The sequence below is a fragment of the Streptomyces sp. NPDC057616 genome (genome assembly GCF_042800575.1).
Classification (GTDB): Bacteria; Actinomycetota; Actinomycetes; order Streptomycetales; family Streptomycetaceae; genus Streptomyces.
Genome location: NZ_JBHVGU010000039.1, coordinates 15,787 through 36,717 on the forward strand (window position 1 = coordinate 15,787; position 20,931 = coordinate 36,717).

Sequence of the window (20,931 nt, forward strand, 5' to 3'; positions counted from 1 at the left end):
CGTCAGCCGGTCCTGCGGCCCCACCTCGGGTCGATCAGGGCCCACTCCGTGTCCCACTGGTCCTGCCGCCGCCGGTCCATGCGCACGCGCGTGAAGCAGCTGGCCAGGATCACCGCCGTACCCGCGCTCACCGCGGCCACCGCGCCCATCACGGCTCCCTGGAACTCCGCCTCGTCGGCCGTGGTGGGCTCGCGCACGAGGTCGCCCTGCCGGTCCAGCCACACCGCCGTCGTGTCTCCGCTGCGGCTCCTGGCCGAGTCGACCCGGGCGATGCCCGTCCGGGGCGTACCGTCCGCCGCCCGGTAGCGGACGTGCGCCCACACCTGGCCGCCGGTCGTGCCGTCCATGCCGTCGACGCCGGGGGACGGCTTCACGCTCCGGGTGACCACCGCCGGCACCTTGTGCCGCTCGGCCCTCATCCCGTCGAGGTCGCGCTGGACGGCATGGGCGGTCACGACGCCCGCGGTGACCGCCCCGGCCAGCGCGAGCAGCCCGGTGGCGAACAACAACCACGCCTCGACGAGGTAGCTGCGGCGCCTGAGGGGGTTGCGGCGCAGCCGCCACCACCGCACCCGGCCCTGCCGACGCCGGCCGGCCCGCGTCATGGTGACCACCGTGCCGGGGCGTCGTCGCGGGCGAGCACCTGCACGGGCGGGCGCCGCGGTGTGCACCACGCCGGCCGCTGCGGCACCTGTCCCAGCCGCAGGACGATCTGCGGGTAGCGGCCGGCCGTGACGTCCGTCCGCAGCCGGGCGCGCAGGGCGGGCAGTTCGAGGGGCTGCGTGTGGAAGGCGGCCATGACGTCGTGGGCCGCCGCATGCAGCAGCATGCGCTGCAGGGCCTGCCCCGAGCGCAGCCAGTCCGTACGGCGGTCGTGGGGGGTGGACAGGATCACGACGGTGCCGGTGCCCGCGGTGCGGCTACGGGCGGAGACGCGGCGCCGGCCGGCGCGGGGCAGGTACTCGCGGCCGGCCAGCAGGGTGGTGTCCGGGTGGTGGCGGCAGGCCTCGACGGGCATCCCGTACGGGCCGACGCAGCGTGCCAGTTCGGTGGCGTGCCCCAGGTCCGCGCGGTGCGTGTCCTCCGCGGTGCGCACCAGCCCGGCGAGGAGTGCCAGCTGCTCCGGGTCGTCGACGATCTGGAGGGTGGCCCCCTCGACCCGGGCCTGCTCGTGCAGGTCGGCCAGGAGCTCGTCCGGGACCGGCGCGGCGCCGAACCGCCCCCGGTGGGTGTACCGGCTGTTCATCCCGCGGACCAGCAGCGCCTCGTCCGGGGTGCTCGGGGCGTGGGCCGCGTAGCCGACGCGGGCCAGGTGGTGGGAGTCCCCGGGGTCCGGCAGGAGGTCGACCACGGGCCGGAAGCCGAGGTGGCGTACGGCGATCCGCACGTTGAACAGGGCCGCCCCGCAGGCGATGACGGCCTCCCTGCCGTACGGGTCGGTCAGCACCATCCGCCGGCCGTCGTCCAGGTGCACCTCGAAGCCGCGGTCGTCGCCCTCCTCGACGAAGAACCAGGGCTGGCAGTTGTGCGGCGAGGGCGCGAGCGAGGCGGCACGGGCCAGGTGGAGGGCGGCGCGGCCCGGCTTGTCGTGGATCACCGACATGATGCATCCCGCCTTTCGCTGGACATCCACCTCCAGCGTCGCCGTGCGCCGCGTCCTGGCACATGGGCCGTCCGGTCCCGCCTGCCCGGACTCAGGGACCCTGCTGGCCCCGGGGCGCGGCTCCGCCGCCGCACCTTGATCACCCGGCGGGCGAACACCGGGCGGACGGCCACGGGCCCGCGCGCCGAACGACGGTGATCGGCGCGGCCGTTCGGCCCTGCGGCACAGGCCGTGCGGCACTTCTGGCGGCGGCCGGCACGCGGTTCGCTGGAAGTGTCGGAGGAGGTTGCCATGTCCAGCCAGCCATGGTCCGTCGCTCGCTCCCGCCGGCACCGCCGCGCCGCCCTGCTCACCACGGCGCTGACGCTCCCGGCCCTCGCCCTCACCGCCTGCGGCACACAGACCGCGGCACCCGGCGGCCCGGCGGACGGCAGCCGTCCGTCCGGCTCGTCCGCCGGCTCAGGGACCTCGGGCGGCACGTCGGGCGCCCCGGCGCCCACCACGTCCGCCCCGTCGACACCGTCCGCGACCACGCCCGGCACGAGTGGGACCGGCGGCACGGGCGGCACCGCGGCGAAGACCGTCCGCACGGCCGTCTACTTCCTGCACGGCGAGAACGTCTCGCCCGCCCCGCGCGCCGTGACCGCACCCGCGACCGCCACCGCGGCCGTACGGGCCCTGCTCGCCGGGCCCGACGGCTACGAGGCCCGCCACGGCCGCACCACCGCCGTGCCGTCCGGGACACGGCTGCGCTCACTCGTGATCCGCGACCACGTGGCCACCGTCGACCTCTCCGGCCGGTACGACGACGGAGGCGGCAGCCTGTCGATGCGCGAACGGCTGGCCCAGGTCGTGTTCACCGTGACCCGCTTCCCGTCCGTGCACAAGGTCGCCTTCGAGGTCGACGGCAAGCCCGCGCACCACTTCGGGGGCGAGGGCATCGTGCTCAACGGCCCCGTCGGCCGGGCCGACTTCGAGAGCGTCTCCCCCGCCGTCCTGGTCGAGTCCCCGCTGATCGGCGATGCCGTCCGCACCCCGGTGCGGGTCTGGGGCAGCGCCGACACCTTCGAGGCCGAGTTCCGGCTGAAGGTCACCGACACCACCGGGCACACCGCCGCCGACGTCCTGGTCAGGGCGACGTCGGGCACGGGCACCCGTGGCACCTTCGACGTGACCTTCCCCTACAAGGCCGCCCGCACCGGACCGGGCCTGCTGACGGCGTACTTCGTGTCGCCGGCGGACGGCCGGCCCGTGACCGTCGACACCGTGCCGCTGACCGTGAACCGCTGACACCGGCCCACGACACGAGGACCCCGGCGCGATCGTCGCGCCGGGGTCGACAACTGCTTGGTGGTCCGGGCTTTCTTCAGGCACCGCACGCCTCGGCGGGCTACGCCTTGGCGGTGGGAGGATGGTGGCCGCGGCCCAGCCGCCGGGCCAGCAGGACCAGCGCGACGACGACCGGGATCAGCAGCGGCACCAGCGGCAGACCGATCACCGAGGCGACCAGTCCCAGGCAGAAGACGGCCAGGATGGTGGCGATCAGGTACAGCACCGCCTCCGCCGTCATCGTGGGGATCTCACGGAAACTCATGATGCGCCTCCCTCCGGGGAGTTGTGCCGAGCGGGTCAGCGGTTCTCCCGCTCCTCGACCAGTTCGCCGGCCACCCCCGCGGCCCACGCCTCGATGGCGGGGAAGTCGCGGTAGTCGCCGCCCTTTCCGTTGCGCACGATCATCCGGGCCAGACGTCCCTTGGCGCCCTCCTGGAGGCAGCCGCCGAAGGTGACGTGTCCCCGGGCGTCGACCCGGTTCATGGCACGCCGCACGCCGGGCACGGGCGGGATGTCCTTCTCGGACGCCGAGGGGTCCAGCGGCCCGCTGCTGAAGAACCACACGGGCCGGTCGGCGAGCGCGCGGCGGTTGCGGCGCACGAACCGGCGGGCGTCCTTGTGCCAGCGTCCGGCGTACAGCCCGCCGCCGACCACGACGGCGTCGTAGCGCGTCACGTCACCGGCCGAGGCGGCCGGCAGCGCCTCGGCGGCGAGCCCCGCCTTGGACATGACCTCGGCCACGGCCTCGGCGATCTGCGCGGTGGATCCGTTCGTCGTCCCGTAGGCGACCAGAACTTCGGCAGGCATGGCGGTCCGCCTCCTCTCACAACCGGCGCAGCCAGTCGTCGGCCACGCCGTGCACGGCCTGCTGCTGGGGCTGGATCTTCGCGTCGTCCAGCCGGAAGGTGAGCCTGTCGACCACGGCGACGACGCCGTCGATCTGCCGGGTCATGAACAGGGCGATCTCCTTCTCGCTCTTGCGCTCCATGTGACCGGCCAGCGTGACCACGCCTTCGGTCACGGTGACGTCGATGCTGCGCGGCGGCAGCCACAGCGCGCGCACCAGCACCTCTTCGATCACCTCGGTGCGGATCTTCGCGTCGGGCCGCAGGAAGACGGTCAGCAGGTCGCGGCGGGTGACGATGCCCACGAGCCGGTCCGCCTCGTCCAGCACCGGCAGCCGCTCGACGCGGTGCTGGGCCATCGTCCGGGCGGCCTCGACGATGGTGTCGTCGGCGTAGACCGTGACGGGCGGTGCGGTCATCAGCTGCCCGGCGGTGCTCGCCCGGGACTTCGCGGCGTGCCTCCTGGCGCCCCGGGTCAGACCGGCCAGCCGCGACCGCTTCTTCGTCTCGAAGGGATCGGGGGTGTCCGCCTGGCGGGCCATCAGGTCGGTCTCGGAGATCACTCCGATGACCTTGTCGTCCTCGTCGACCACCGGCAGTCCGCTGATGCGGTGCTCGCCGAGCCGGCGCGCCACCTCCTTGAACGGGGTGCCGTACTCGGCGCGGACGACCTCCGTGGTCATCACGGAGCCGACCTTGTTGTGCTTCATGACTGTCCCTCCTCAGCGGAGTCGGCGCAGATACGGGTCGTGGGACCTGCGCGGCACCAGGCGTACCCGTGCGTCCAGCACGGTGACGCCGCCCGGGGCCGCGAGAACGGGGTTGAAGTCGGCCTCGGCCAGCTGCGGCAGGTCGCTCGCCATCCGCGACAGCCGCAGCAGCAGCCGTTCGAGTTCCTCGAGGTCGACGGGGCGCGTGCCGTCCGCGCCGAAGAGCAGCGGGGCGCAGCGCGGGGAGGTGATCAGGTCGTGCACGTCGTGGTCGGTGAGCGGGGCGAGCCGGGCCGCGTGGTCGGCGAGCACCTCGGTCGCGGTGCCGCCGAGTCCGAACAGCACCAGCGGGCCGAAGACCTCGTCCTGGACCACGCCGGCGAACAGCTCGGTGCCGCGGTCGGCGAGCGGCTGAAGCACCACTCCGGTCAGCAGGCCGGCGAAGCGCGTCTCCAGGTCCCGGTAGGCGGCCCGCACTTGGGACTCGCCGCGCAGATCGAGGTGGACGGCGTGCTCGACGGTCTTGTGCAGCAGCCCGGGCCAGTACCCCTTCATCACCACGCGGCCGTCGGCGCCGCGCAGCCGGTCGGCGGCGAGGGCGGCGTCGTCCTCCGTCTCGGCCCACGCCCACGCCGACTGCCGGATGCCGTAGCAGCCGAGGAGCGCGGCGCAGGTGCGCGGGTCGAGCCAGCCGCCGTCCGGGTGCGCGTCGAGGTAGGTCTCGACGACGGCGTGGGCGCGTGTCGTCTCGGCGCCGTCCAGCGCGGGGACGGTCCCGGCGGGCCGGGCCAGCCAGTCGGCGCGCCGGACCGCGTGGGCCAGGGCCCGTGCCGCGGCGTGGGGTTCGGCGTAGGACGGGACGGTGCCGCCGCCGGCCTGCAGCAGTTCGACCGGCAGGGCCTGCTCGAGCCGGATCACGGCGACGGGCTTGGTCCGCCGCGCGGGGGCGCGGGTGAGCGCCCGGACGAGGTCGTCGCCGGTGGCCGCGGCCACCGCCGTGGGGACGAGGGCCACGAGTACGGCGTCGATTCCGCTGTTGTGCATGATCAGGTCGACGCAGTTCGCGAGTTGCTCCTCCGTGACGGCGGCGCTCGCGTCGACGGGGTTGCCGACGGCGGCCCCCTCGGGCAGCACGGCGAGTACGGCGTCGACGAGCTGCGGCGTGGGCGGCGGCAGCGTCAGCCCGGCCTCGGCGCAGGCGTCCGCCGCGAGCACGCCCGCTCCCCCGGCGTTGGTGACGATCGCGACGCGCCCGCCCGCGGGCAGCGGCTGGGAGTGCAACAGGGCCGCGGTCTCCAGGAGCTCACCGACCGAGCGGGTGGCGGTGACGCCCGCCTGCGTGAACAGGGCGCCGCGCGTCATGGTGCGGGTGGCGGCGGCAGCGGTGTGCGAGGCGGCGGCGCGCCGGCCCGCGTCGGTGCGTCCGGCGTCGACGGTCAGCACCGGCATGCGGCGCGCCACGCGGCGGGCGGTACGGGAGAAGGCGCGCGGGTTGCCGAACGACTCCAGGTGCAGCAGGGCCAGGTCGGTGCGGTGGTCGCTCTCCCACCACTGGAGCATGTCGTTGCCGCTGACGTCGTACTTGTCGCCCAGCGACGCGAAGGTGGACACGCCGATGCCGAGCCGGGAGAGCCCGTCCAGCAGGGCGATGCCGACGCCGCCGGACTGCACCGCGACACCGGCCGTGCCGGGGCGCGGGTGGCCGGCGGCGAAGGTGGCGTCCAGCCGCAGCTGGGAGTCGGTGTTGGACACGCCCAGGCAGTTCGGCCCGACCATGCGCATGCCGTACGTGCGGCAGGCGGCCATCAGCGCCTGCGCCTGGTCGGCGTCGAGTCCGGCGGTGACCACGAGCAGGGCGCGCACGCCGGCCTTGCCGCACTCCTCGGCCACCGGGGCCACGCCCGCCGCCGGTACGGCGACGACGGCGAGGTCGGGCGTCCTGGGCAGGGCGCTGACCGAGGGGTGGGAGGGCACGCCGAGGATGGAGGTGGCGGCGGGGTTCACGGCGAACACGCGCCGGGTGTAGCCGCCGGCCTTCAGGTGGTGCAGGATCGCCCGGCCCACCGAGCCCGGTTTGCGTCCGGCGCCGACGACGGCGACGGTCTTCGGCCGCAGCAGCGGTTCGAGGCTGGCCACGTCGGCGGCCCGGCCGCGCTCCTCCACCGCAGAGAGGTAGGTGTCGCTCTGCGTGAGCTCGATGGTGCAGCGCACCTCGGGGCCCTCGAAGCGGCGGGCGGTGCGCAGTCCGAGGTCGGCGAAGAGCCGGAGCACCTCGCGGTTCTCGCTCAGCGCGTCGGCGGTGAAGGCGGTGACGCCCTCCGCGCGCGCGGTGGAGACGAGGTGCTCGACGAGCAGGGTGCCGACACCGCGGTGGTGCAGTCCCTCGGCGACCGCGATGGACATGTCGGCCTCGGTTCCCGAGCCGCCGGTGTCGTACTCGGCGAGACCGAGCACCTGGCCCGAGCGTTCGGCCAGCAGCGCCCGGTATCCGGGTCGCGGGGCGGCGCAGGCGCGGTCGGCGGCCATCTCGGCCGAGCGCCGGCTCACGCCGAAGAACCTCAGCCGCAGGTTCTCCGGGGACATCTCCTCGTACAGTCCCTGCAGTTGGCCGTGGTCGCCGGGCACGACGGGACGGATGGACACGGTGGTGCCGTCCGCGAGCAGGGCATGGACCGGCGGTCCACTGGGCTTGTCGTCCGTCATCGCGGACCTCCTCCAGGAGTCTGTTCACTTCGAGCGTCCGGCGGAACGGTGCGGGGACCCATGGGCTGACCGGCGGTGACATGGGGGCCGGACGGCCCTCGGTCGGCGCGGGCGCACGCCGCGGTCCTGCCGGTCACGGCCGAACGGTCCGGCCGGTCCGGGCGGGCACGACGGCGACCGGGCAGTGGGCGCGGCCCACGAGGGTCCGGCCGGGCGAGCCCGGCGCCATCTCCAGCGCCCGGTGGCGGGAGGCGATCACGACCAGCTGGGCGCCGTCGCTCGCCCGGACGAGCGCGTGTCCGCTGCGGCGCCGGGTGCGCCTGTCCTGGACGGTGACACCGGGGTACCTCTTCCGCAGCCGGGTCAGCGGCCGGCGCAGGGCGTCGGCCCGCGTCCGCAGCACCAGCAGTTCCGCGCCGCGCTCCGCGGCCTCCGCGAAGGCGAATTCGGCGGCGTTCGCCGAGGTGGCGTCCGCGAGCACCACGGGGCCCTGCCGCTCGGTCCGGCCGCGCACCACCAGCAGCGGGGCGCGTCCGTGGGCGGACAGCCGGCCGGTGAGTCCGGCCGCCTGCCGGTCGCCCACCACGGTCAGCGACGCGGTGCGCGACTCCGCCTCCAGCACGTGCGCCGCGTCGCCCAGCAGGACGTCACTGGTGATCGTCACGTGCGGTGCGGCCTTGCGGGCGCGCCGCTCGGCCTCGCCGAGCCGGACGTTCAGGCTCTCGCGCAGTCCGCCGCCGTCCGGGTCCCAGGGCGGCACACCGGGCTGCACGGGCGCCATCGGCCAGGCCAGTGCGTGCGCCAAGTGCAGTTCCGTACCGCGCCGTTCGGCCTCCAGTGCCGCGGCCTCCACCGCCGCCAGGCTCGACGCCGATCCGTCGACCCCCACCACAACCGGCCCGTTCATGACAGCCCTCCCGCCGTCGGCCCGCTCGGGGCCGGCTCGTGTACGAGGTCCGGCCGCGGCGGCATCGTGCGGCAGGGACCGTGCCCGCCGTTGCCGGTGGGACGGCCCCCGCCTCTCCTGACGCACCTCAGCCTCGGGCCGCGGTTTTCCGGCCGCAGTGGGCCGTACGGGCCCAATGGCGCACCGTCCGGCCCTGCCGGGGTGCTCGCGCCGCGGCCAGCCTGGAGATGGGAGGCACCTTGCGCGGTGTGCGCCGCGCGGAGAACGGAGGTGTGCCATGACCGGACCCGTCGTCGTCGGACTCGACGGCGCACCCGCGAGCGCGACGGCCGCGTGGTGGGCGGCGCGCGAGGCCGTGGACCGGCATCTGCCCCTTCTGCTGCTGCACTCCTGGACCGCCCAGCCCTACGACGTGCCCGCCGACCGCAAGGCCCTCGCCAAGGCGCGTCACGGAGGTCAGATCCTGCAGCGGACGCAGTCCGAACTGCTGGACCGGCACCCGGACCTGGAGCTGGTCACGGAGCTGGTCCCGGTCTCCGCGGCGCAGGCGCTGCTGGACGCGAGCGGCACCGCGTCGCTGCTGGTGCTCGGCTCCCGCGGGCACGGCCCGGTGGCCGGCTTCATGCTGGGTTCCATCAGCCTGCAGGTCCTGGGCCTGGCCCGCTGTCCCACCGTGACCGTACGGGCCGACCATCCCGCCGTGGAGACCGGCTGGGGGCGCCCGGCCGCGGACGACCGGCAGGAGATCGTCGTCGGCGTCCGGGAGGCCGGGCCGGTCTCCGACCCGCTGCTTGAGTTCGCCTTCACCGCCGCCGAACTGCGCGGGGCGCGGGTGCGCGCGGTGCGGGCACTGCCGGTGTCGTCCCTGGTGACGCATCCGCCCGTCGGCCGCGCCGACGGGGGCTACGAGACGGACGAACACGGCCGGCTGGCCGCCGCGCTCGCGCCGTGGCGGCAGAAGTTCCCCGACATCGACGTCGTGGACCATGTGGCCCGCGGCCCGGCGGCGCAGGTGCTGCTCGCCGCCTCCGCGCACGGCATGCTCACCGTCCTGGGCCGCCGGCGTCACCCCTCGCCGCTCACGTGGAAGCTCGGTCCCGTCGCGCACGCCGCCCTGCACCATGCGCCGTGCCCCGTGGCCGTCGTCCCCCACGACTGAGCCGCACCGGCCGAGCGAGCCCGTCATGGCCACCGTCACCGCGAGGAAGCAGCTGCGCCGGCTGTTCACGGCCCTGTTCGTGCCGCCGACGCCCGAGTCCGTGCTGCTGATCGTGACCACGTCCGCGCTCCTGGCCGGCGGCGTCTGCCGGCTCGCCGGCGCTCCCGGCCTCGCGGAGTTGTGCTGGGGCCTGGGCACGGCCGCCGCCGTCGTCCCGGCGGTCGGCTGGGTGCTCGACACCCTCCGGCACGGCCGCGCCGGCGTCGACCTGATCGCCGTCCTCGCCCTCGGCGGCACCCTGGCCGTGCACGAGTACCTCGCCGGAGCGCTGATCGCGCTCATGCTCGCCTCCGGCCGCACCCTGGAGGCGGCGGCGCAGCGGCGGGCCTCGCACGATCTGCGGGCCCTGCTGGAACGCGCGCCGCGCACCGCGCGGGTCCGTACCGCGAGCGGTGTGAGCCAGGTGCCCTCGTCCGAGGTCGCCGTCGGCGATCTGCTCGTCGTCGGTCCCGGTGAAGTGGTGCCCGTGGACGGGCGGGTGGCCGACGTGCCCGCCGTGCTGGACGAGTCGGCGCTGACCGGCGAGCCGCTCACCGTGCGGCGGGCGCGGGGCGAGCCGGTGCGCAGCGGGGTGGTCAACGGCGGCGACGCCTTCGAGCTGCGCGCCACCGCGACCGAGGAGGACAGCACCTACGCGGGGATCGTTCGGCTGGCCCGGCAGGCGGGCGCGGAGTCGGCCCCGGTGGTGCGGCTGGCCGACCGGTACGCGGCCTGGTTCCTGCCGCTGTCCCTGGCGGTCGCCGCCGTGGCCTGGCTGCTCAGCGGCTCCGCCGTGCGGGCGGTGGCCGTGCTGGTGGTGGCGACGCCGTGTCCGCTGCTGCTGGCGGCGCCGGTGGCGGTCGTCTCCGGTCTGTCCCGGGCCTCGCGGCTCGGGGTGGTGGTCCGCGACGGCGGGGCGCTGGAGAACCTGGGCCGGGCCAGGACCCTGCTGCTGGACAAGACGGGCACGCTCACCGGTGGCCGGCCCCGCGTCCTGGACGTGGTCGCGGCACCGGGATGGAAGCCCGCCCAGGTGCTGCGGCTGGCGGCCTCGCTCGACCAGTACTCCCCGCACGTCCTGGCGCAGGCCGTGGTCGACGCGGCGCGCGAGCGCGGGCTTCGGCTCTCCGTGCCGGCCGAGGTGTCGGAGGAGCCCGGCCGGGGTGCGTCCGGCGTCGTGGCGGGTCGCCGGACGGCGATCGGCCGGCGCGACGAGGACGCCCGGCTGCCGGACTGGGCACGGTCGGTGGAGAACCGGGCGCTGCTGGACGGAGCGGCGGTGGCCTGGCTGTCGGTGGACGGCGACCCGGTCGGGGCGGTGCTGCTGCGCGATCCGCTGCGTCCGGACGCGCCGCGCACCCTGCGCCGGCTGCGCGCCTCCGGCATCCGGCGGCTGGTGATGCTCACCGGCGACCGAGCCGCCCCCGCGCGCGAGGTCGGCGCCGTCCTCGGCCTCGACGACGTGCGGGCCGGGCTCACCCCGGCCGGCAAGGTCGCCGCGGTCCGCGCGGAGCGCGAGCGCGCGGTCACCGTGATGGTGGGCGACGGCGTGAACGACGCTCCCGCGCTCGCCGCCGCGGACATCGGCGTGGCGATGGGCGCCCGGGGTTCCACGGCCTCCTCGGAGGCGGCCGACATCGTGCTGACCACCGACCGGGTGGACCGGCTGGCCGACGCCGGGGCCATCGCCGTACGGGCGCGGCGCATCGCCGTGCAGAGCGCGCTCGGCGGCATGGCGCTGTCGCTGGCCGCCATGGCCGCGGCCGCCTTCGGCCTGCTGCCGCCGGCCGCCGGCGCGCTGCTGCAGGAGGGCATCGACGTGGCCGTGATCCTCAACGCCCTGCGGGTGCTGCGCGACGACCGGCAGGGCCGGCCCGTGCTGCCGCCGTCCACGGAGGCGCTCATCCGCCGGTTCGCCGCGGAACACGACGACCTGCAGGACGTGCTGGACGCCGTGCGCGACGCCGCCGACCGGTTGTCGGACGGGGCGGGTCCCCGGTCCCTCGACGCGGTGCGGGAGGTGCACCGGCTGCTCACCGAGCGGCTGCTGCCCCACGAGTACGCCGAGGAGCACCAGTTGTATCCGGCGCTCGCCCCGACCCTCGGGGGCCCCGAGGCGACGGCCACCATGAGCCGCGCGCATGCAGAGATCGAACGGCTCTCCCGCCGCGTGGCCACCCACCTGACGCTGACCGGCCCCGACGGGGCCCTGTCCCCGGAGCAGCTGGACGACCTGCGGGCCTGCCTCTACGGCCTGCACTCGGTGCTGCGGCTGCACTTCACACAGGAGGAGGAGAGCTACTTCTCCCTCGCCCAGTGAGTGGCCGCCCCGCAGCGTGGCCGACCGGCCCACCGGATCGGCCCGTTCGGCCCGCGATCGAGGTAACTGCACGGCGGTGTACTGGAGTTGACGAGGTTTCCGCATCGCTTCAGGGGAGGGGAACGTCATGATGACACCTCGTACCGTGCGCCGCGTCGCCCTGGGTGCCGTGGTGCTGGCCCTCGCGGCCACCGCACCGGCGACCGCGACCGGATCGCGCACGGACGACGGATCCGCCACCACGGCCACCGCGCCGGACCGCACGGGCACACCGCGCTCTGCGGTCGACAGGGTCGCCGACTTCTACGGCACCTACCTCGACGTCCTGTACGACTCCGGCCGCAACCAGCTCGCCGACTCCCTGCGCGCCCACTACCTGACCGCGAACCTGCGCGCGGACCTGGCGCGGTGGGAGGCCGCCCACCACAAGGACGGCGTACTGCGGGCCAAGGGGACGCCGATCGCCTGGGAGGTCGCCTACAACGACAGCGGGATGGGGCACTGCTGGACCCGGGTCACGCTCACCTGGCAGGACGCCGGCAACCGTACCCACCGCACGCACCTGATGATCCAGTCCGACCTCGGGTCGCGGCTGATCACCGGCATCCGCGCGGTGGCCTGACCGGGCAGGGCCCGATCGGCCGCCCGAAGGACCGGTCGGCCCATCCCGGTGCCGGTGCGGACTGCGCACGATGTCCGTGTGCCCCGTCCCACGGCAGCGGCGCGGGCGTCTCGAAGGTCTCGGAGGTGACCCCCATGAGCACGGTTCCCTCGCGGCGGTCGTCCGGACGCCCCGCCACCGTGGTGCATCTGCCGTGTGCCCGGCGCACCGTGGGTGTGGAGGCGGCGCTGCGCCTGCCCAGTGTGATGGTGCTGGTGGTCGAGGACGCGTGCACCGTGATGGCGCTGCACGACTGGCAGCGCCGTGAGCCCCACCGCCTGCGCCCCCTGGCCCGCCGCCGCTGGCGGGCGGAGGGCAGGCGGCTGCGCGCCAAGGAAGAGCGGATGCGGGAGCTGGCCGCGCAGTGCCTGGACGCGCCCGACTGACCGAGGGGGTGCGATGAAGGAGACCGAGGGGCCGTTCGGCGCCTACCGCCACTCCGCGTTCCCGGTGCTCGCCGCGGACGGCACGCCGGCCGGACTGGTCACGGTGCGGCTCGTCAACCGGGTCCCGCTGCAGGCCCGTTCGGCGACCACGGTCGCCGACGTGATGCGCCCTCTCGCGGACGTCACGACCGCGTCCCCCGACGAGCCGGTCGTGGACCTGATCCCGCGTCTGGAGGCGAGCCGGGACCGCCGGGCCCTCGTCCTCGACACCGGGCACCTCGTCGGCATCGTCACCCTCGCCGACGTCAGCAGGGCCCTGACCTGGCTGACGGCGTCGACCCGGCCGCGGACGTGACGGGGCGGCGCCGCTACGGGACAGGGCCCCTCGGGCACCGGCCCGGGGCCCTTCGGCCCGCGCGACGGCCCCCGGGTGCGGGGCACGGTGGGACCGAGGACGTTCCAGGGGAGATCTGTCAGGGAGGCAGCCGTGTCCGGATGCGCCGAGGGCAAGGGCATCGTCGTGGGCGTGGACGGTTCCGCGGCCTCACGCGCCGCGCTGCGCTGGGCCGTTGATCAGGCGCACGCCCTGGACGTCGAGCTGGTCGCCGTGCACGCCTGGGAGCCGGCCACGGGGTTCGCCCCCTACGCCCCCGTCTCCACGCGCCCCACGGTGGCGGAGCAGCGCGAACGGGCCGCCGAGGTGCTCGCCGCCACCGTGCGCGCCGTCTTCGGCCCCCGTCCGGCCGCCGGCACGCACGCGGTGCTCGCGGAGGGGCCGCCCGCGCACGTCCTGCTCGAGCAGGCGCGCGGGGCGCTGCTGCTCGCTGTGGGCCGCGGGCCGGGCGTGCAGGGGGAGCCGCGGGCCGTGGGCGCGGTGGGCCGTGAGTGCCTGCGCCACTCCACGGTGCCCGTGGTCGTGGTGCCCGCCCCCGCAGCGTCGGAGCGTCCCCCCGACCGCCGACGGGGCGCCAGGTCACTTCACGCGGCGGGCGTCGCACGGGGGCGGCGGACGAACCGGAACGCGCGGGACCGCGCGATCGACACGAGGTGATGACCATGGACGTCCTGGTGGGATACGCCACCGCCCACGGCTCGACGCGCGAGATGGCCGACCGGGTGGCGGCCGGACTGGACAAGGCCGGGCTGAGAGTGGAGGCCAGGGACCTGCGGACGGTCGACGACGCCGACGCCTACTCCGCCTTCGTCCTCGGCAGCGCGGTGCACGGGCAGACCTGGCTGGAGCCGGCCAAGGACTTCCTGCGGGAGAACGCCGACATCCTCGGCACCCGCCCGGTGTGGATCTTCAGCGTCGGGATGCCGGCCGCGCTGCGCGGGCCCTGGAAGCGCCTGGCGCCCAAGGAGGAGCCGGTGATCGTGGAGAGCCTGCCCGGCGGGCTGCCGTACCGCGACCACCGCCTCTTCTCGGGTGTCATCGCGCCGGAGCAGCTGCCGTTCACCGGGCGCCTGATGTTCCGCCTGGTCGGCGGCCGGTTCGGCGACTACCGGGACTGGGCCGCCGTGGACACCTGGACCGCCGCGATCGCCGGCGACCTGGCGCGCTGACGGCTGGGCCGTTCGGTTCCGGAGCCGGTCCCGTATCGGCCCATGATCCGGGGTCGATGGCCTCATGGCGGTGCGGCCCGTTGCGGAGAAGGCTGGACGGTGCAGGCGGAACACGCGGGCGGCCTCTGCCCTGCCGAGTGCGAACGAGGCGGTGACCATGCGATTCGAGGACCGTACGGATGCGGGACGCCGGCTGGCGCCCCTGCTGGCACACCTGCGCGGCCAGGACGTCGCCGTCCTGGGACTGCCCAGGGGCGGGATGCCCGTGGCCTTCGAGGTGGCGCGGGAGCTCGACGCCCCGCTGGACGTCCTCGTGGTGCGCAAGCTGGGCGTGCCCCGGCAGCCCGAGCTGGCCTTCGGCGCCGTGGGAGAGCACGGGGTCCTCGTGCTCAACGACGACGTGATCGCGGAGGCGGGGCTCGGACCGGACGGGCGACAGAAGGTGGAGCGGGTCCAACGGGCCGAGGTGGAACGGCAGTCGGAGCGCTACCGCCACGACCGTGTACCCGTCCCCGTGGCCGGGCGGACCGTCGTGGTGGTGGACGACGGGCTGGCCACCGGCGCCACCGCCGAGGCCGCCTGCCGGGTGGCCCGCGGTCTGGGGGCGAACCGGGTGGTGCTGGCCGTGCCGGTGGGGACCGAGCGGACCGTGCAGCGCCTGCGCCGTACGGCCGACGAGGTCGTCTGTCTGCACTCCCCGCACTTCTTCGGCTCGGTCGGCGCCTGGTACCGGGACTTCACCCAGGTCCCCGACGCCCTGGTGACGGCCCTGCTGCACCGGGCCGCGCGCCCGGCACCGCCGGATGCCCCCGCACCCGCCACCTCCGCGCCCCCTCCCTCGGCACCCGCCGCGTCCCCGTCCGCCGAACATCCGCCCGCGAGCCGGGAGATCGAGATCCCCACGCGGCATGTGCGGCTGGCCGCGCGTCTCGTCCTGCCCGGGGAGGCGCCGGGGGTCGTGGTGTTCGCGCACGGCAGCGGCAGCAGCCGCCACAGCCCGCGCAACCGGTACGTCGCCGACGTCCTGAACCGGGCGGGCCTGGGCACGCTGCTGCTGGACCTGCTCACCGAGGACGAGGAAGGCGACCGCCACAACACCTTCGACATCGTGCTGCTGGCCGGGCGGCTGCGCGCCGCCGCGGACCGGCTACGCCGTGAAACCGGCCTGCCCGTCGCCTACTTCGGGGCCAGCACCGGCGCGGCCGCCGCCCTGCAGGCCGCCGCGGTGGACTCCGGCATCCGCGCGGTCGTCTCCCGCGGTGGGCGCCCGGACCTGGCCCCGACCGCCGCGCTGGCGCACGTGCGGGCCCCGACCCTGTTCGTCGTCGGCTCGCTCGACACACGGGTCCTGAGCCTCAACCGGCTGGCCGCCGACTGGATGCACTGCGACCACCGCATCGCCGTCGTCCCCGGTGCCGGTCACCTCTTCGAGGAACCCGGCACCCTGTCCGCCGTCGCGGGACTGGCCCGCGACTGGTTCACCGGCCACCTCGCGTTCACCCCCGCTGTATATCGTCAGCCGATATCGGACGGCGACGGAGGACGGGTGCGGCATGGGCCAGGCGTCGCAGGGCGGCACGACGGCTGAGTTGGAGCGGCGGCTCGGTGTCTTCGACGCCGTGGTCATCGGGCTGGGATCGATGATCGGCGCGGGCATCTTCGTTGCGCTGGCGCCGGCCGCGCGGGCCGCGGGGTCGGGGCTGCTGGTGGGGCTGGCGATCGCGGCCGTGGTGGCCTACTGCAACGCCACGTCCTCGGCCCGGCTCGCCGCCCGCTACCCGCGGTCGGGCGGGACGTACGTCTACGGCCGTGAGCGGCTGGGCCCGTTCTGGGGGTATCTCGCCGGCTGGGGATTCGTGGTCGGCAAGACCGCGTCGTGCGCCGCGATGGCGCTGACCGTGGGGTCGTACGTGTGGCCGGAGCACACGCACGCCGTCGCAGTGGCCGCGGTCGTGGCTCTGACAGCGGTCGACTACCTGGGCGTGCAGAAGGCGGCCTGGCTGACGCGGGCGATCGTGGCGGTGGTGCTGGCGGTGCTGGCGGCGGTGGTCGTCGCCTGTCTGACCTCGGCCGACGCCCGCACCGGGCGGCTGGGCATCGGCTCGGACGCCTCGGCCGGCGGTGTGCTGCAGGCCGCCGGTCTGCTGTTCTTCGCCTTCGCCGGGTACGCGCGCATCGCCACCCTGGGCGAGGAGGTGCGGGATCCCGCGCGCACGATCCCGCGGGCGATCCCCCTCGCCCTGGGCATCACCCTCGTCGTGTACGCGGCGGTCGCGGTGTCCGTGCTCCTCGTGCTCGGGCCCGCCGGGCTGGCCGGAGAGAGCGCGCCGCTGGCCGAAGCCGTGCGGCAGGCCGGGACACCGGGGCTGGCGCCGGTCGTACGGGTGGGAGCGGCCGTGGCCGCGCTCGGCTCGCTGCTCGCCCTGATCCTCGGCGTCTCGCGCACCACGCTGGCCATGTCCCGGGACCGCCATCTGCCCCATGTCCTGTCCGCCGTGCATCCGCGGTTCAAGGTCCCGCACCGCGCCGAACTCCTGGTCGGCGCGGTCGTGGCCGTCCTCGCCGCCACCACGGACGTACGCGGCGCGATCGGCTTCTCCTCCTTCGGCGTGCTCGCCTACTACGCCGTGGCCAACGCCTCCGCGTGGACGCTGACGGAGCAGGAGAACCCGCCCCCGCGCGCCGTCCCCGTCGTCGGACTGGCCGGCTGCCTGGTGCTCGCCTTCACATTGCCCGCCTCGTCGGTGGCCTGGGGAACGGCCGTACTCCTCTTGGGAGTTGCGGCCTACGCGGTGCGCCGCGCCATCGCCCTGCGCGACGCGTCCTGAGCCCACGCACGGCAGCGTTCCGCACCGCCCACGCTCCGAGCCGCCCACGCTCCGAGCCGCTCACGCTCCGAGCCGCTCACGGGGAGTCGCCGAGGAGTTCACGGGCCAGCTCCGCCAGTGCCCTGCGGTCCTCGGCCAGCGCCTCGCGGCCGGCCTCCGTCGCGGTGCAGACCCGGCGCGTACGGCCGTTCACCAGGCGCTGCTGCGAGGTCAGCAGCCCCTCGGCCTCCAGCCGGTGCAGGGTCGGATACAGCGTGCCGGGGCTGATGTCGTAACCGTGGCGGGCGAGTTCAGCGGTCATCCAGGCGCCGTGGATCTCGCCCTCGGCCGCGTGGTGCAGGATGTGCAGCCGCACCGCGCCGCGCTGGAACTCCCGCACCCTGGCCACCTCCGCGCCCGGACCGGCGGTCATGAATCCGGTGTCGGCCATCGATACTACGGCGCGAAGGTGGCACGGGCGGCGGGCGTTCAGCCGCCCCGGGCGAATGCGGGCGTACGGCAGACGTGCCGGGCGATGCGCGTGGCGGCGAACTCGGTCCCGGCGACGAACCGCATCATCGGGCCGAACATGGGCGCGGCGAGAGAGCCGGTGAAGTACAGCCCCGACACCGACGATTCGAGGGCCGCCGAGAGATGCGGCGCCCTCGAACCGCGCACGCACACCATCGAGTCGCGGACCGCGGTCGACAGGAACGGCACCGCGTCCAGGTCGAGCCGGTAGCCGGTGGCCGCCAGCACGTGATCGACGGTCGTCGTGGCGGGCCCGCCCGGCGCGTCGAGCTCCAGGCGCACCCCCGCCTGAACCGCTTCGGCCCCCACGACGCGGCAGGACGTGCGGACCGGGACGATGTTCTCGACGCGGTCCCGCAGCCACCAGCCGCCCGAGGGCCCGAGCGCCCGGCGGAAGAGCAGCAGGCGGGCCGCCGCGGGCATCCACCGCACCCCGCCGGGTGCCTTGCAGACCGCCGCCAGGATCCAGCCCGTGCCGAGGGGCGAGGCCGGTTTGGCCATCCGCTCGGTCAGGGGCCGGGCCAGGTCCGGCTTCATCCCCCACAGCACCTTGGGCTCGCGCACCAGGACCTGGGCCTCGGCACCGGCCTCGTGCAGCAGGGCGGCGCTCTCCAGCGCCGACTGGCCGCCGCCGACCACGACGACACGGCGGCCGGCGTAGCACGACAGGTCGGTGTGCTGGCTGGTGTGGGAGACCAGGGCGTCCCGGCCCGGGCCCTCCGGGGCGAGCCGCCGCAGTTCGGCGGGGATGTGCGCGAGGCCGTTGAGACCGGTCGCGGCCACGACCGCCGCCGCCTCGATCTCCTGTCCGTCGTCGAGGCGGACGAGGAAGGCCGGGCCGGGTCCCGGCCGGTCGACGGAGACCACCCGTGCCTGGTCCACCTCCCCCACGTACTGCTTCTGGAACCACATCCCGTAGCGCACGAAGACGTCGCACGGGATCGGTGTGAGCTCGGTCAGCTCCGGCTCGCCGTGCACCCGGCGGAAGTCCGCCAGCCGGCCGCCCGGCTCCGGTGCCGAGAGGTCGGTGGCGTCCGGAGTCGATTTCAGGAACATCCCGGTGGCCATCGCGTGCCGCCAACTGCCCAGCACCTCACCGAAGATGCGCACCGGCACGCCCGCCGCCCGCAGATGCGCGGCCACCGAGAGACCGTACGGCCCCGCACCCACGATGACGACCGGAAGCCCCCCGCGCCCGGTCAACGCCTGCTCGCCGACGGGGCGTTGCCCCGGAAGCGACTGCGTCATGCATCCCCCCACTGTGGTCCTGACGCCGCCTTCCCCAAAGCAGCGCGACATGTGGGATGGTGCGCCCGGCGCAGGCCTGTCGCACCCGTCCCCCTCCGTGGCTCAGTGTGACGTGTCGCCACGCTGTCGGTCGACGATATCGGCACACGTTGTCCAAAACGTGGTCGAACCGTGGACCGCGAATTGCCTACCGATCCCCCGTGACCTCGTCAGACGCACCAGCAGACACGACCGTACAGGTTCCATCAATTTCATTTGATGTAGTCTGGATGGTATGGCGTCCTCCAGCCGCGCAGCGCCCCCGTTCGTGCATCTGGCCGCCCACCCGGTGCGCTGGCGCCTGCTGACCACCCTGGCCGGCGGTGACCACCGGGTCCGCGAACTGGTGGCGCTCGTCGGTGAGCCGCAGAACCTGGTCTCGTACCATCTACGGCTCCTGCGGGACGGCGGGCTGGTCACGGCGGCCCGGAGCAGCTTCGACGGCCGGGACAGCTACTACCGCCTCGATCTGGACCGCTGCGCACAGGTCCTCTCCGCCACGGGCGTCGCCCTTCATCCCGCACTGCGCACCCGGCCGGCCCCGTCACCGCCGTTCACCACCGCGCACGCGCGCACACCCTCCGTGCTCTTCCTGTGCACCGGCAACAGCGCCCGCTCACCGATCGCGGAGGCCCTGCTGCGGCAGCACACGGGCGGTGCCGTCCAGGTCGCCAGCGCGGGCAGCCGTCCGGCGCCGCGTGTGCACCCCGACGCCGTACGGGTGCTGCGGGAGGAATTCGGCATCGACATCGGTGACCGGCGGCCACGGCATCTGGACACGCTGTCGGAGCAGCGGTTCGACCACGTCATCACCCTGTGCGACAAGGTTCGCGAGGTCTGCCCCGAGTATCCGCGGCCCACCCGCCGAGCCCACTGGAGCACCCCCGACCCGGCCGCCGCCGGGAACGGCCACAGCGACGGCGACCGGACGAGCTACCCCGCATTCAGGCGCACGGCGGGCGACATCGACACCCGCATCCGTCATCTGCTGCCCGTCCTCGCCACCCCTCAGGAGGCCCAGCCATGACGTCCACCGAGCAACTCGCGAGCGTCCGTTACATCGTCGACGACGTCCAGGCAGCCGTCGACTTCTACACCACCCATCTCGGGTTCACCCTGCGCTTCAGCGCCGCACCCGCGTTCGCCGACGTCACGCGCGGCCCGCTGCGGCTGCTGCTGTCCGGCGCGGCCAGCTCCGGCGCCCGGGCCACGCCCGACGGCAACGCCACCGCCGGCCGCAACCGCATCCACCTGGTCCTCGACGACCTCGACGCCGACGTCGAGCGCCTGCGCGCGGCCGGACTGACCTTCCGCAGCGACATCCTCTCCGGCCCGGGCGGACGCCAGATCCTCCTGGCCGACCCGGCCGGCAACCTCGTCGAGCTGTTCCAGCCGGCGAGCGACCGGACCTGACGCGGCGGTTCGCACCGATCGGCTCACCGGTCCGGCCGGGCGGCGGCCGCCGCGCTCTGCGCACCCGCCGCCCACCGTCTGCGGACGGCGTCCTCGTGCTCGCTCTGTTCCAGTGCGCGGTCCGCGGCGGCCAGGGCCGTCTCCAGGCGCGGCACCCAGTGCCGGCGCAGGGCCCGCAGCCTGCGCCGGGTGCGGACGACCTCGTCGCCCACGGCACGCGACGCGGACCGGGCGACGGCGTAGGCGGCCGCCGCCCGCACCGCCTCGGCGTAGGCGGCCTCGGCGTGGACCAGAGCGGTGTTCGCGGGCGTGGGGTCGTCCGGCTCCCGCGGCGGCACCGCGCACGTCACGGTGCCCGGGTGCCGTACGCCCATGGTGGAGGTCCAGGAGACCGCCAGTTCGGCGGGGCGGGTGAAGTCCGCCGGGTCCAGGGCCTCTTCGCCGCTCAGCAGCAGCCCGCGCCGCAGCCATCGCTCGGCCTGCGCGAGCTGCCGGTGCCAGCGCTCGCCGGCCTCCCGCTCGACGCGCAGCAGTTCCGCGTGGCGGGTGCGCAGGACGCGCAGCTTCTGGTCGAGCAGGTCCGCCCCGCGCCTGGCGACGTCGAGGCTGCGGCGCAGGCGCAGCCGGCCGGCCCGGCCGGGCGGGACACGCAGGTCGGCCATCGG

At 75.2% G+C, this 20,931-nt stretch carries 22 protein-coding genes; 12 read left to right on the forward strand and 10 right to left on the reverse strand.

The annotated features are described in order from the left end of the window. Window positions 1–2 precede the first annotated feature (2 nt). Both ACFU97_RS36570 and ACFU97_RS36575 read right to left on the reverse strand, forming a co-directional pair. Window positions 3–605: a hypothetical protein gene (locus ACFU97_RS36570; protein ID WP_384265089.1), complete on the reverse strand. Its 603-nt coding sequence runs from the start codon at window positions 603–605 to the stop codon at window positions 3–5. Further along, complete coding sequence (locus ACFU97_RS36575) at window positions 602–1,603, reverse strand: Acg family FMN-binding oxidoreductase (protein WP_384265090.1); 1,002 nt, start codon at window positions 1,601–1,603, stop codon at window positions 602–604. Before ACFU97_RS36575 ends, ACFU97_RS36570 begins: the two co-directional genes overlap by 4 nt. 291 nt (window positions 1,604–1,894) lie before the next feature. Between ACFU97_RS36575 and ACFU97_RS36580 the strand changes: the two genes are divergently transcribed. Further along, window positions 1,895–2,893 (forward strand): GerMN domain-containing protein, encoded by a 999-nt coding sequence (locus ACFU97_RS36580; RefSeq protein ID WP_384265091.1) that lies wholly within the window; start codon window positions 1,895–1,897, stop codon window positions 2,891–2,893. A 100-nt stretch (window positions 2,894–2,993) separates the two neighbouring features. Here ACFU97_RS36580 and ACFU97_RS36585 read toward each other — a convergent pair whose 3' ends face one another. From ACFU97_RS36585 to ACFU97_RS36605, 5 genes are all read right to left on the reverse strand, one after another. Beyond that, window positions 2,994–3,197 (reverse strand): hypothetical protein, encoded by a 204-nt coding sequence (locus ACFU97_RS36585; protein WP_384265093.1) that lies wholly within the window; start codon window positions 3,195–3,197, stop codon window positions 2,994–2,996. Between the two features lie 35 nt (window positions 3,198–3,232). Beyond that, the gene (locus ACFU97_RS36590; protein WP_384265094.1) at window positions 3,233–3,742 is read right to left on the reverse strand and encodes a flavodoxin domain-containing protein; all 510 of its coding nucleotides are present in this window, start codon (window positions 3,740–3,742) and stop codon (window positions 3,233–3,235) included. A 16-nt stretch (window positions 3,743–3,758) separates the two neighbouring features. After that, window positions 3,759–4,490: a CBS domain-containing protein gene (locus ACFU97_RS36595; RefSeq protein WP_384265095.1), complete on the reverse strand. Its 732-nt coding sequence runs from the start codon at window positions 4,488–4,490 to the stop codon at window positions 3,759–3,761. A 12-nt stretch (window positions 4,491–4,502) separates the two neighbouring features. After that, entirely contained in the window at window positions 4,503–7,193 is a 2,691-nt protein-coding gene (locus ACFU97_RS36600; RefSeq protein WP_384265097.1) for a GNAT family N-acetyltransferase, read from the reverse strand. A gap of 133 nt (window positions 7,194–7,326) precedes the next feature. Continuing rightward, a complete protein-coding gene (locus ACFU97_RS36605) occupies window positions 7,327–8,100 on the reverse strand; it encodes a universal stress protein (protein WP_384265098.1) in 774 nt (257 codons plus the stop codon). Window positions 8,101–8,377: 277 nt separating this feature from the next. Between ACFU97_RS36605 and ACFU97_RS36610 the strand changes: the two genes are divergently transcribed. The 9 genes from ACFU97_RS36610 to ACFU97_RS36650 all read left to right on the forward strand — a co-directional run bounded on the left by ACFU97_RS36610 (window position 8,378) and on the right by ACFU97_RS36650 (window position 17,056). Then, a complete protein-coding gene (locus tag ACFU97_RS36610; RefSeq protein WP_384265099.1) occupies window positions 8,378–9,259 on the forward strand; it encodes a universal stress protein in 882 nt (293 codons plus the stop codon). A gap of 25 nt (window positions 9,260–9,284) precedes the next feature. Beyond that, a complete protein-coding gene (locus ACFU97_RS36615) occupies window positions 9,285–11,618 on the forward strand; it encodes a heavy metal translocating P-type ATPase (protein WP_384265101.1) in 2,334 nt (777 codons plus the stop codon). A 127-nt stretch (window positions 11,619–11,745) separates the two neighbouring features. Then, entirely contained in the window at window positions 11,746–12,240 is a 495-nt protein-coding gene (locus tag ACFU97_RS36620; protein ID WP_384265102.1) for a hypothetical protein, read from the forward strand. A 134-nt stretch (window positions 12,241–12,374) separates the two neighbouring features. Beyond that, the gene (locus ACFU97_RS36625; RefSeq protein ID WP_384265104.1) at window positions 12,375–12,665 is read left to right on the forward strand and encodes a hypothetical protein; all 291 of its coding nucleotides are present in this window, start codon (window positions 12,375–12,377) and stop codon (window positions 12,663–12,665) included. 13 nt (window positions 12,666–12,678) lie between these two features. Further along, a complete protein-coding gene (locus ACFU97_RS36630) occupies window positions 12,679–13,020 on the forward strand; it encodes a CBS domain-containing protein (protein WP_384265105.1) in 342 nt (113 codons plus the stop codon). Between the two features lie 132 nt (window positions 13,021–13,152). Further along, window positions 13,153–13,716: a universal stress protein gene (locus ACFU97_RS36635; RefSeq protein ID WP_384265106.1), complete on the forward strand. Its 564-nt coding sequence runs from the start codon at window positions 13,153–13,155 to the stop codon at window positions 13,714–13,716. Between the two features lie 5 nt (window positions 13,717–13,721). Continuing rightward, on the forward strand, window positions 13,722–14,228 hold the full coding sequence (locus ACFU97_RS36640; RefSeq protein ID WP_384265107.1) for a flavodoxin domain-containing protein: 507 nt from the start codon (window positions 13,722–13,724) through the stop codon (window positions 14,226–14,228). Between the two features lie 157 nt (window positions 14,229–14,385). After that, window positions 14,386–15,816, forward strand: coding sequence for a phosphoribosyltransferase family protein (locus tag ACFU97_RS36645; RefSeq protein ID WP_384265108.1), 1,431 nt, complete (start codon window positions 14,386–14,388; stop codon window positions 15,814–15,816). Further along, on the forward strand, window positions 15,782–17,056 hold the full coding sequence (locus ACFU97_RS36650) for an APC family permease (protein WP_384265109.1): 1,275 nt from the start codon (window positions 15,782–15,784) through the stop codon (window positions 17,054–17,056). Before ACFU97_RS36645 ends, ACFU97_RS36650 begins: the two co-directional genes overlap by 35 nt. 76 nt (window positions 17,057–17,132) lie before the next feature. Here the strand turns inward: ACFU97_RS36650 and ACFU97_RS36655 are convergent, their stop codons facing one another. Both ACFU97_RS36655 and ACFU97_RS36660 read right to left on the reverse strand, forming a co-directional pair. Next, complete coding sequence (locus tag ACFU97_RS36655; protein WP_384265110.1) at window positions 17,133–17,486, reverse strand: PadR family transcriptional regulator; 354 nt, start codon at window positions 17,484–17,486, stop codon at window positions 17,133–17,135. A 38-nt stretch (window positions 17,487–17,524) separates the two neighbouring features. After that, a complete protein-coding gene (locus ACFU97_RS36660; RefSeq protein WP_384265112.1) occupies window positions 17,525–18,814 on the reverse strand; it encodes an FAD-dependent oxidoreductase in 1,290 nt (429 codons plus the stop codon). A 274-nt stretch (window positions 18,815–19,088) separates the two neighbouring features. On the opposite strand from ACFU97_RS36660, the gene ACFU97_RS36665 reads away from it, so the two are divergent. Together ACFU97_RS36665 and ACFU97_RS36670 are read left to right on the forward strand one after the other, a co-directional pair. Further along, window positions 19,089–19,880: an ArsR family transcriptional regulator gene (locus ACFU97_RS36665; RefSeq protein ID WP_384265113.1), complete on the forward strand. Its 792-nt coding sequence runs from the start codon at window positions 19,089–19,091 to the stop codon at window positions 19,878–19,880. Next, window positions 19,877–20,266 carry a VOC family protein gene (locus tag ACFU97_RS36670; protein WP_384265114.1) on the forward strand — a complete coding sequence of 130 codons (390 nt, stop codon included), beginning with the start codon at window positions 19,877–19,879 and terminating at the stop codon, window positions 20,264–20,266. The genes ACFU97_RS36665 and ACFU97_RS36670 overlap by 4 nt, the downstream gene beginning before the upstream one ends. Before the next feature lie 23 nt (window positions 20,267–20,289). Here the strand turns inward: ACFU97_RS36670 and ACFU97_RS36675 are convergent, their stop codons facing one another. Then, window positions 20,290–20,928, reverse strand: coding sequence for a V-type ATP synthase subunit D (locus ACFU97_RS36675; protein WP_384265115.1), 639 nt, complete (start codon window positions 20,926–20,928; stop codon window positions 20,290–20,292). Window positions 20,929–20,931: the final 3 nt, after the last annotated feature.

Excerpts from the sequence above, each read along its gene's own strand:
- ACFU97_RS36650 (WP_384265109.1), top strand. The coding sequence starts at position 15,782 with ATGGGCCAGGCGTCGCAGGGCGGCACGACGGCTGAGTTGGAGCGGCGG.
- ACFU97_RS36570 (WP_384265089.1), bottom strand. The coding sequence starts at position 605 with ATGACGCGGGCCGGCCGGCGTCGGCAGGGCCGGGTGCGGTGGTGGCGG.
- ACFU97_RS36610 (WP_384265099.1), top strand. The coding sequence starts at position 8,378 with ATGACCGGACCCGTCGTCGTCGGACTCGACGGCGCACCCGCGAGCGCG.
- ACFU97_RS36620 (WP_384265102.1), top strand. The coding sequence starts at position 11,746 with ATGATGACACCTCGTACCGTGCGCCGCGTCGCCCTGGGTGCCGTGGTG.
- ACFU97_RS36575 (WP_384265090.1), bottom strand. The coding sequence starts at position 1,603 with ATGTCGGTGATCCACGACAAGCCGGGCCGCGCCGCCCTCCACCTGGCC.
- ACFU97_RS36640 (WP_384265107.1), top strand. The coding sequence starts at position 13,722 with ATGGACGTCCTGGTGGGATACGCCACCGCCCACGGCTCGACGCGCGAG.
- ACFU97_RS36600 (WP_384265097.1), bottom strand. The coding sequence starts at position 7,193 with ATGACGGACGACAAGCCCAGTGGACCGCCGGTCCATGCCCTGCTCGCG.
- ACFU97_RS36595 (WP_384265095.1), bottom strand. The coding sequence starts at position 4,490 with ATGAAGCACAACAAGGTCGGCTCCGTGATGACCACGGAGGTCGTCCGC.
- ACFU97_RS36605 (WP_384265098.1), bottom strand. The coding sequence starts at position 8,100 with ATGAACGGGCCGGTTGTGGTGGGGGTCGACGGATCGGCGTCGAGCCTG.
- ACFU97_RS36625 (WP_384265104.1), top strand. The coding sequence starts at position 12,375 with ATGAGCACGGTTCCCTCGCGGCGGTCGTCCGGACGCCCCGCCACCGTG.
- ACFU97_RS36630 (WP_384265105.1), top strand. The coding sequence starts at position 12,679 with ATGAAGGAGACCGAGGGGCCGTTCGGCGCCTACCGCCACTCCGCGTTC.
- ACFU97_RS36670 (WP_384265114.1), top strand. The coding sequence starts at position 19,877 with ATGACGTCCACCGAGCAACTCGCGAGCGTCCGTTACATCGTCGACGAC.
- ACFU97_RS36655 (WP_384265110.1), bottom strand. The coding sequence starts at position 17,486 with ATGGCCGACACCGGATTCATGACCGCCGGTCCGGGCGCGGAGGTGGCC.
- ACFU97_RS36665 (WP_384265113.1), top strand. The coding sequence starts at position 19,089 with ATGGCGTCCTCCAGCCGCGCAGCGCCCCCGTTCGTGCATCTGGCCGCC.
- ACFU97_RS36660 (WP_384265112.1), bottom strand. The coding sequence starts at position 18,814 with ATGACGCAGTCGCTTCCGGGGCAACGCCCCGTCGGCGAGCAGGCGTTG.
- ACFU97_RS36590 (WP_384265094.1), bottom strand. The coding sequence starts at position 3,742 with ATGCCTGCCGAAGTTCTGGTCGCCTACGGGACGACGAACGGATCCACC.
- ACFU97_RS36645 (WP_384265108.1), top strand. The coding sequence starts at position 14,386 with ATGCGATTCGAGGACCGTACGGATGCGGGACGCCGGCTGGCGCCCCTG.
- ACFU97_RS36675 (WP_384265115.1), bottom strand. The coding sequence starts at position 20,928 with ATGGCCGACCTGCGTGTCCCGCCCGGCCGGGCCGGCCGGCTGCGCCTG.
- ACFU97_RS36580 (WP_384265091.1), top strand. The coding sequence starts at position 1,895 with ATGTCCAGCCAGCCATGGTCCGTCGCTCGCTCCCGCCGGCACCGCCGC.
- ACFU97_RS36585 (WP_384265093.1), bottom strand. The coding sequence starts at position 3,197 with ATGAGTTTCCGTGAGATCCCCACGATGACGGCGGAGGCGGTGCTGTAC.
- ACFU97_RS36615 (WP_384265101.1), top strand. The coding sequence starts at position 9,285 with ATGGCCACCGTCACCGCGAGGAAGCAGCTGCGCCGGCTGTTCACGGCC.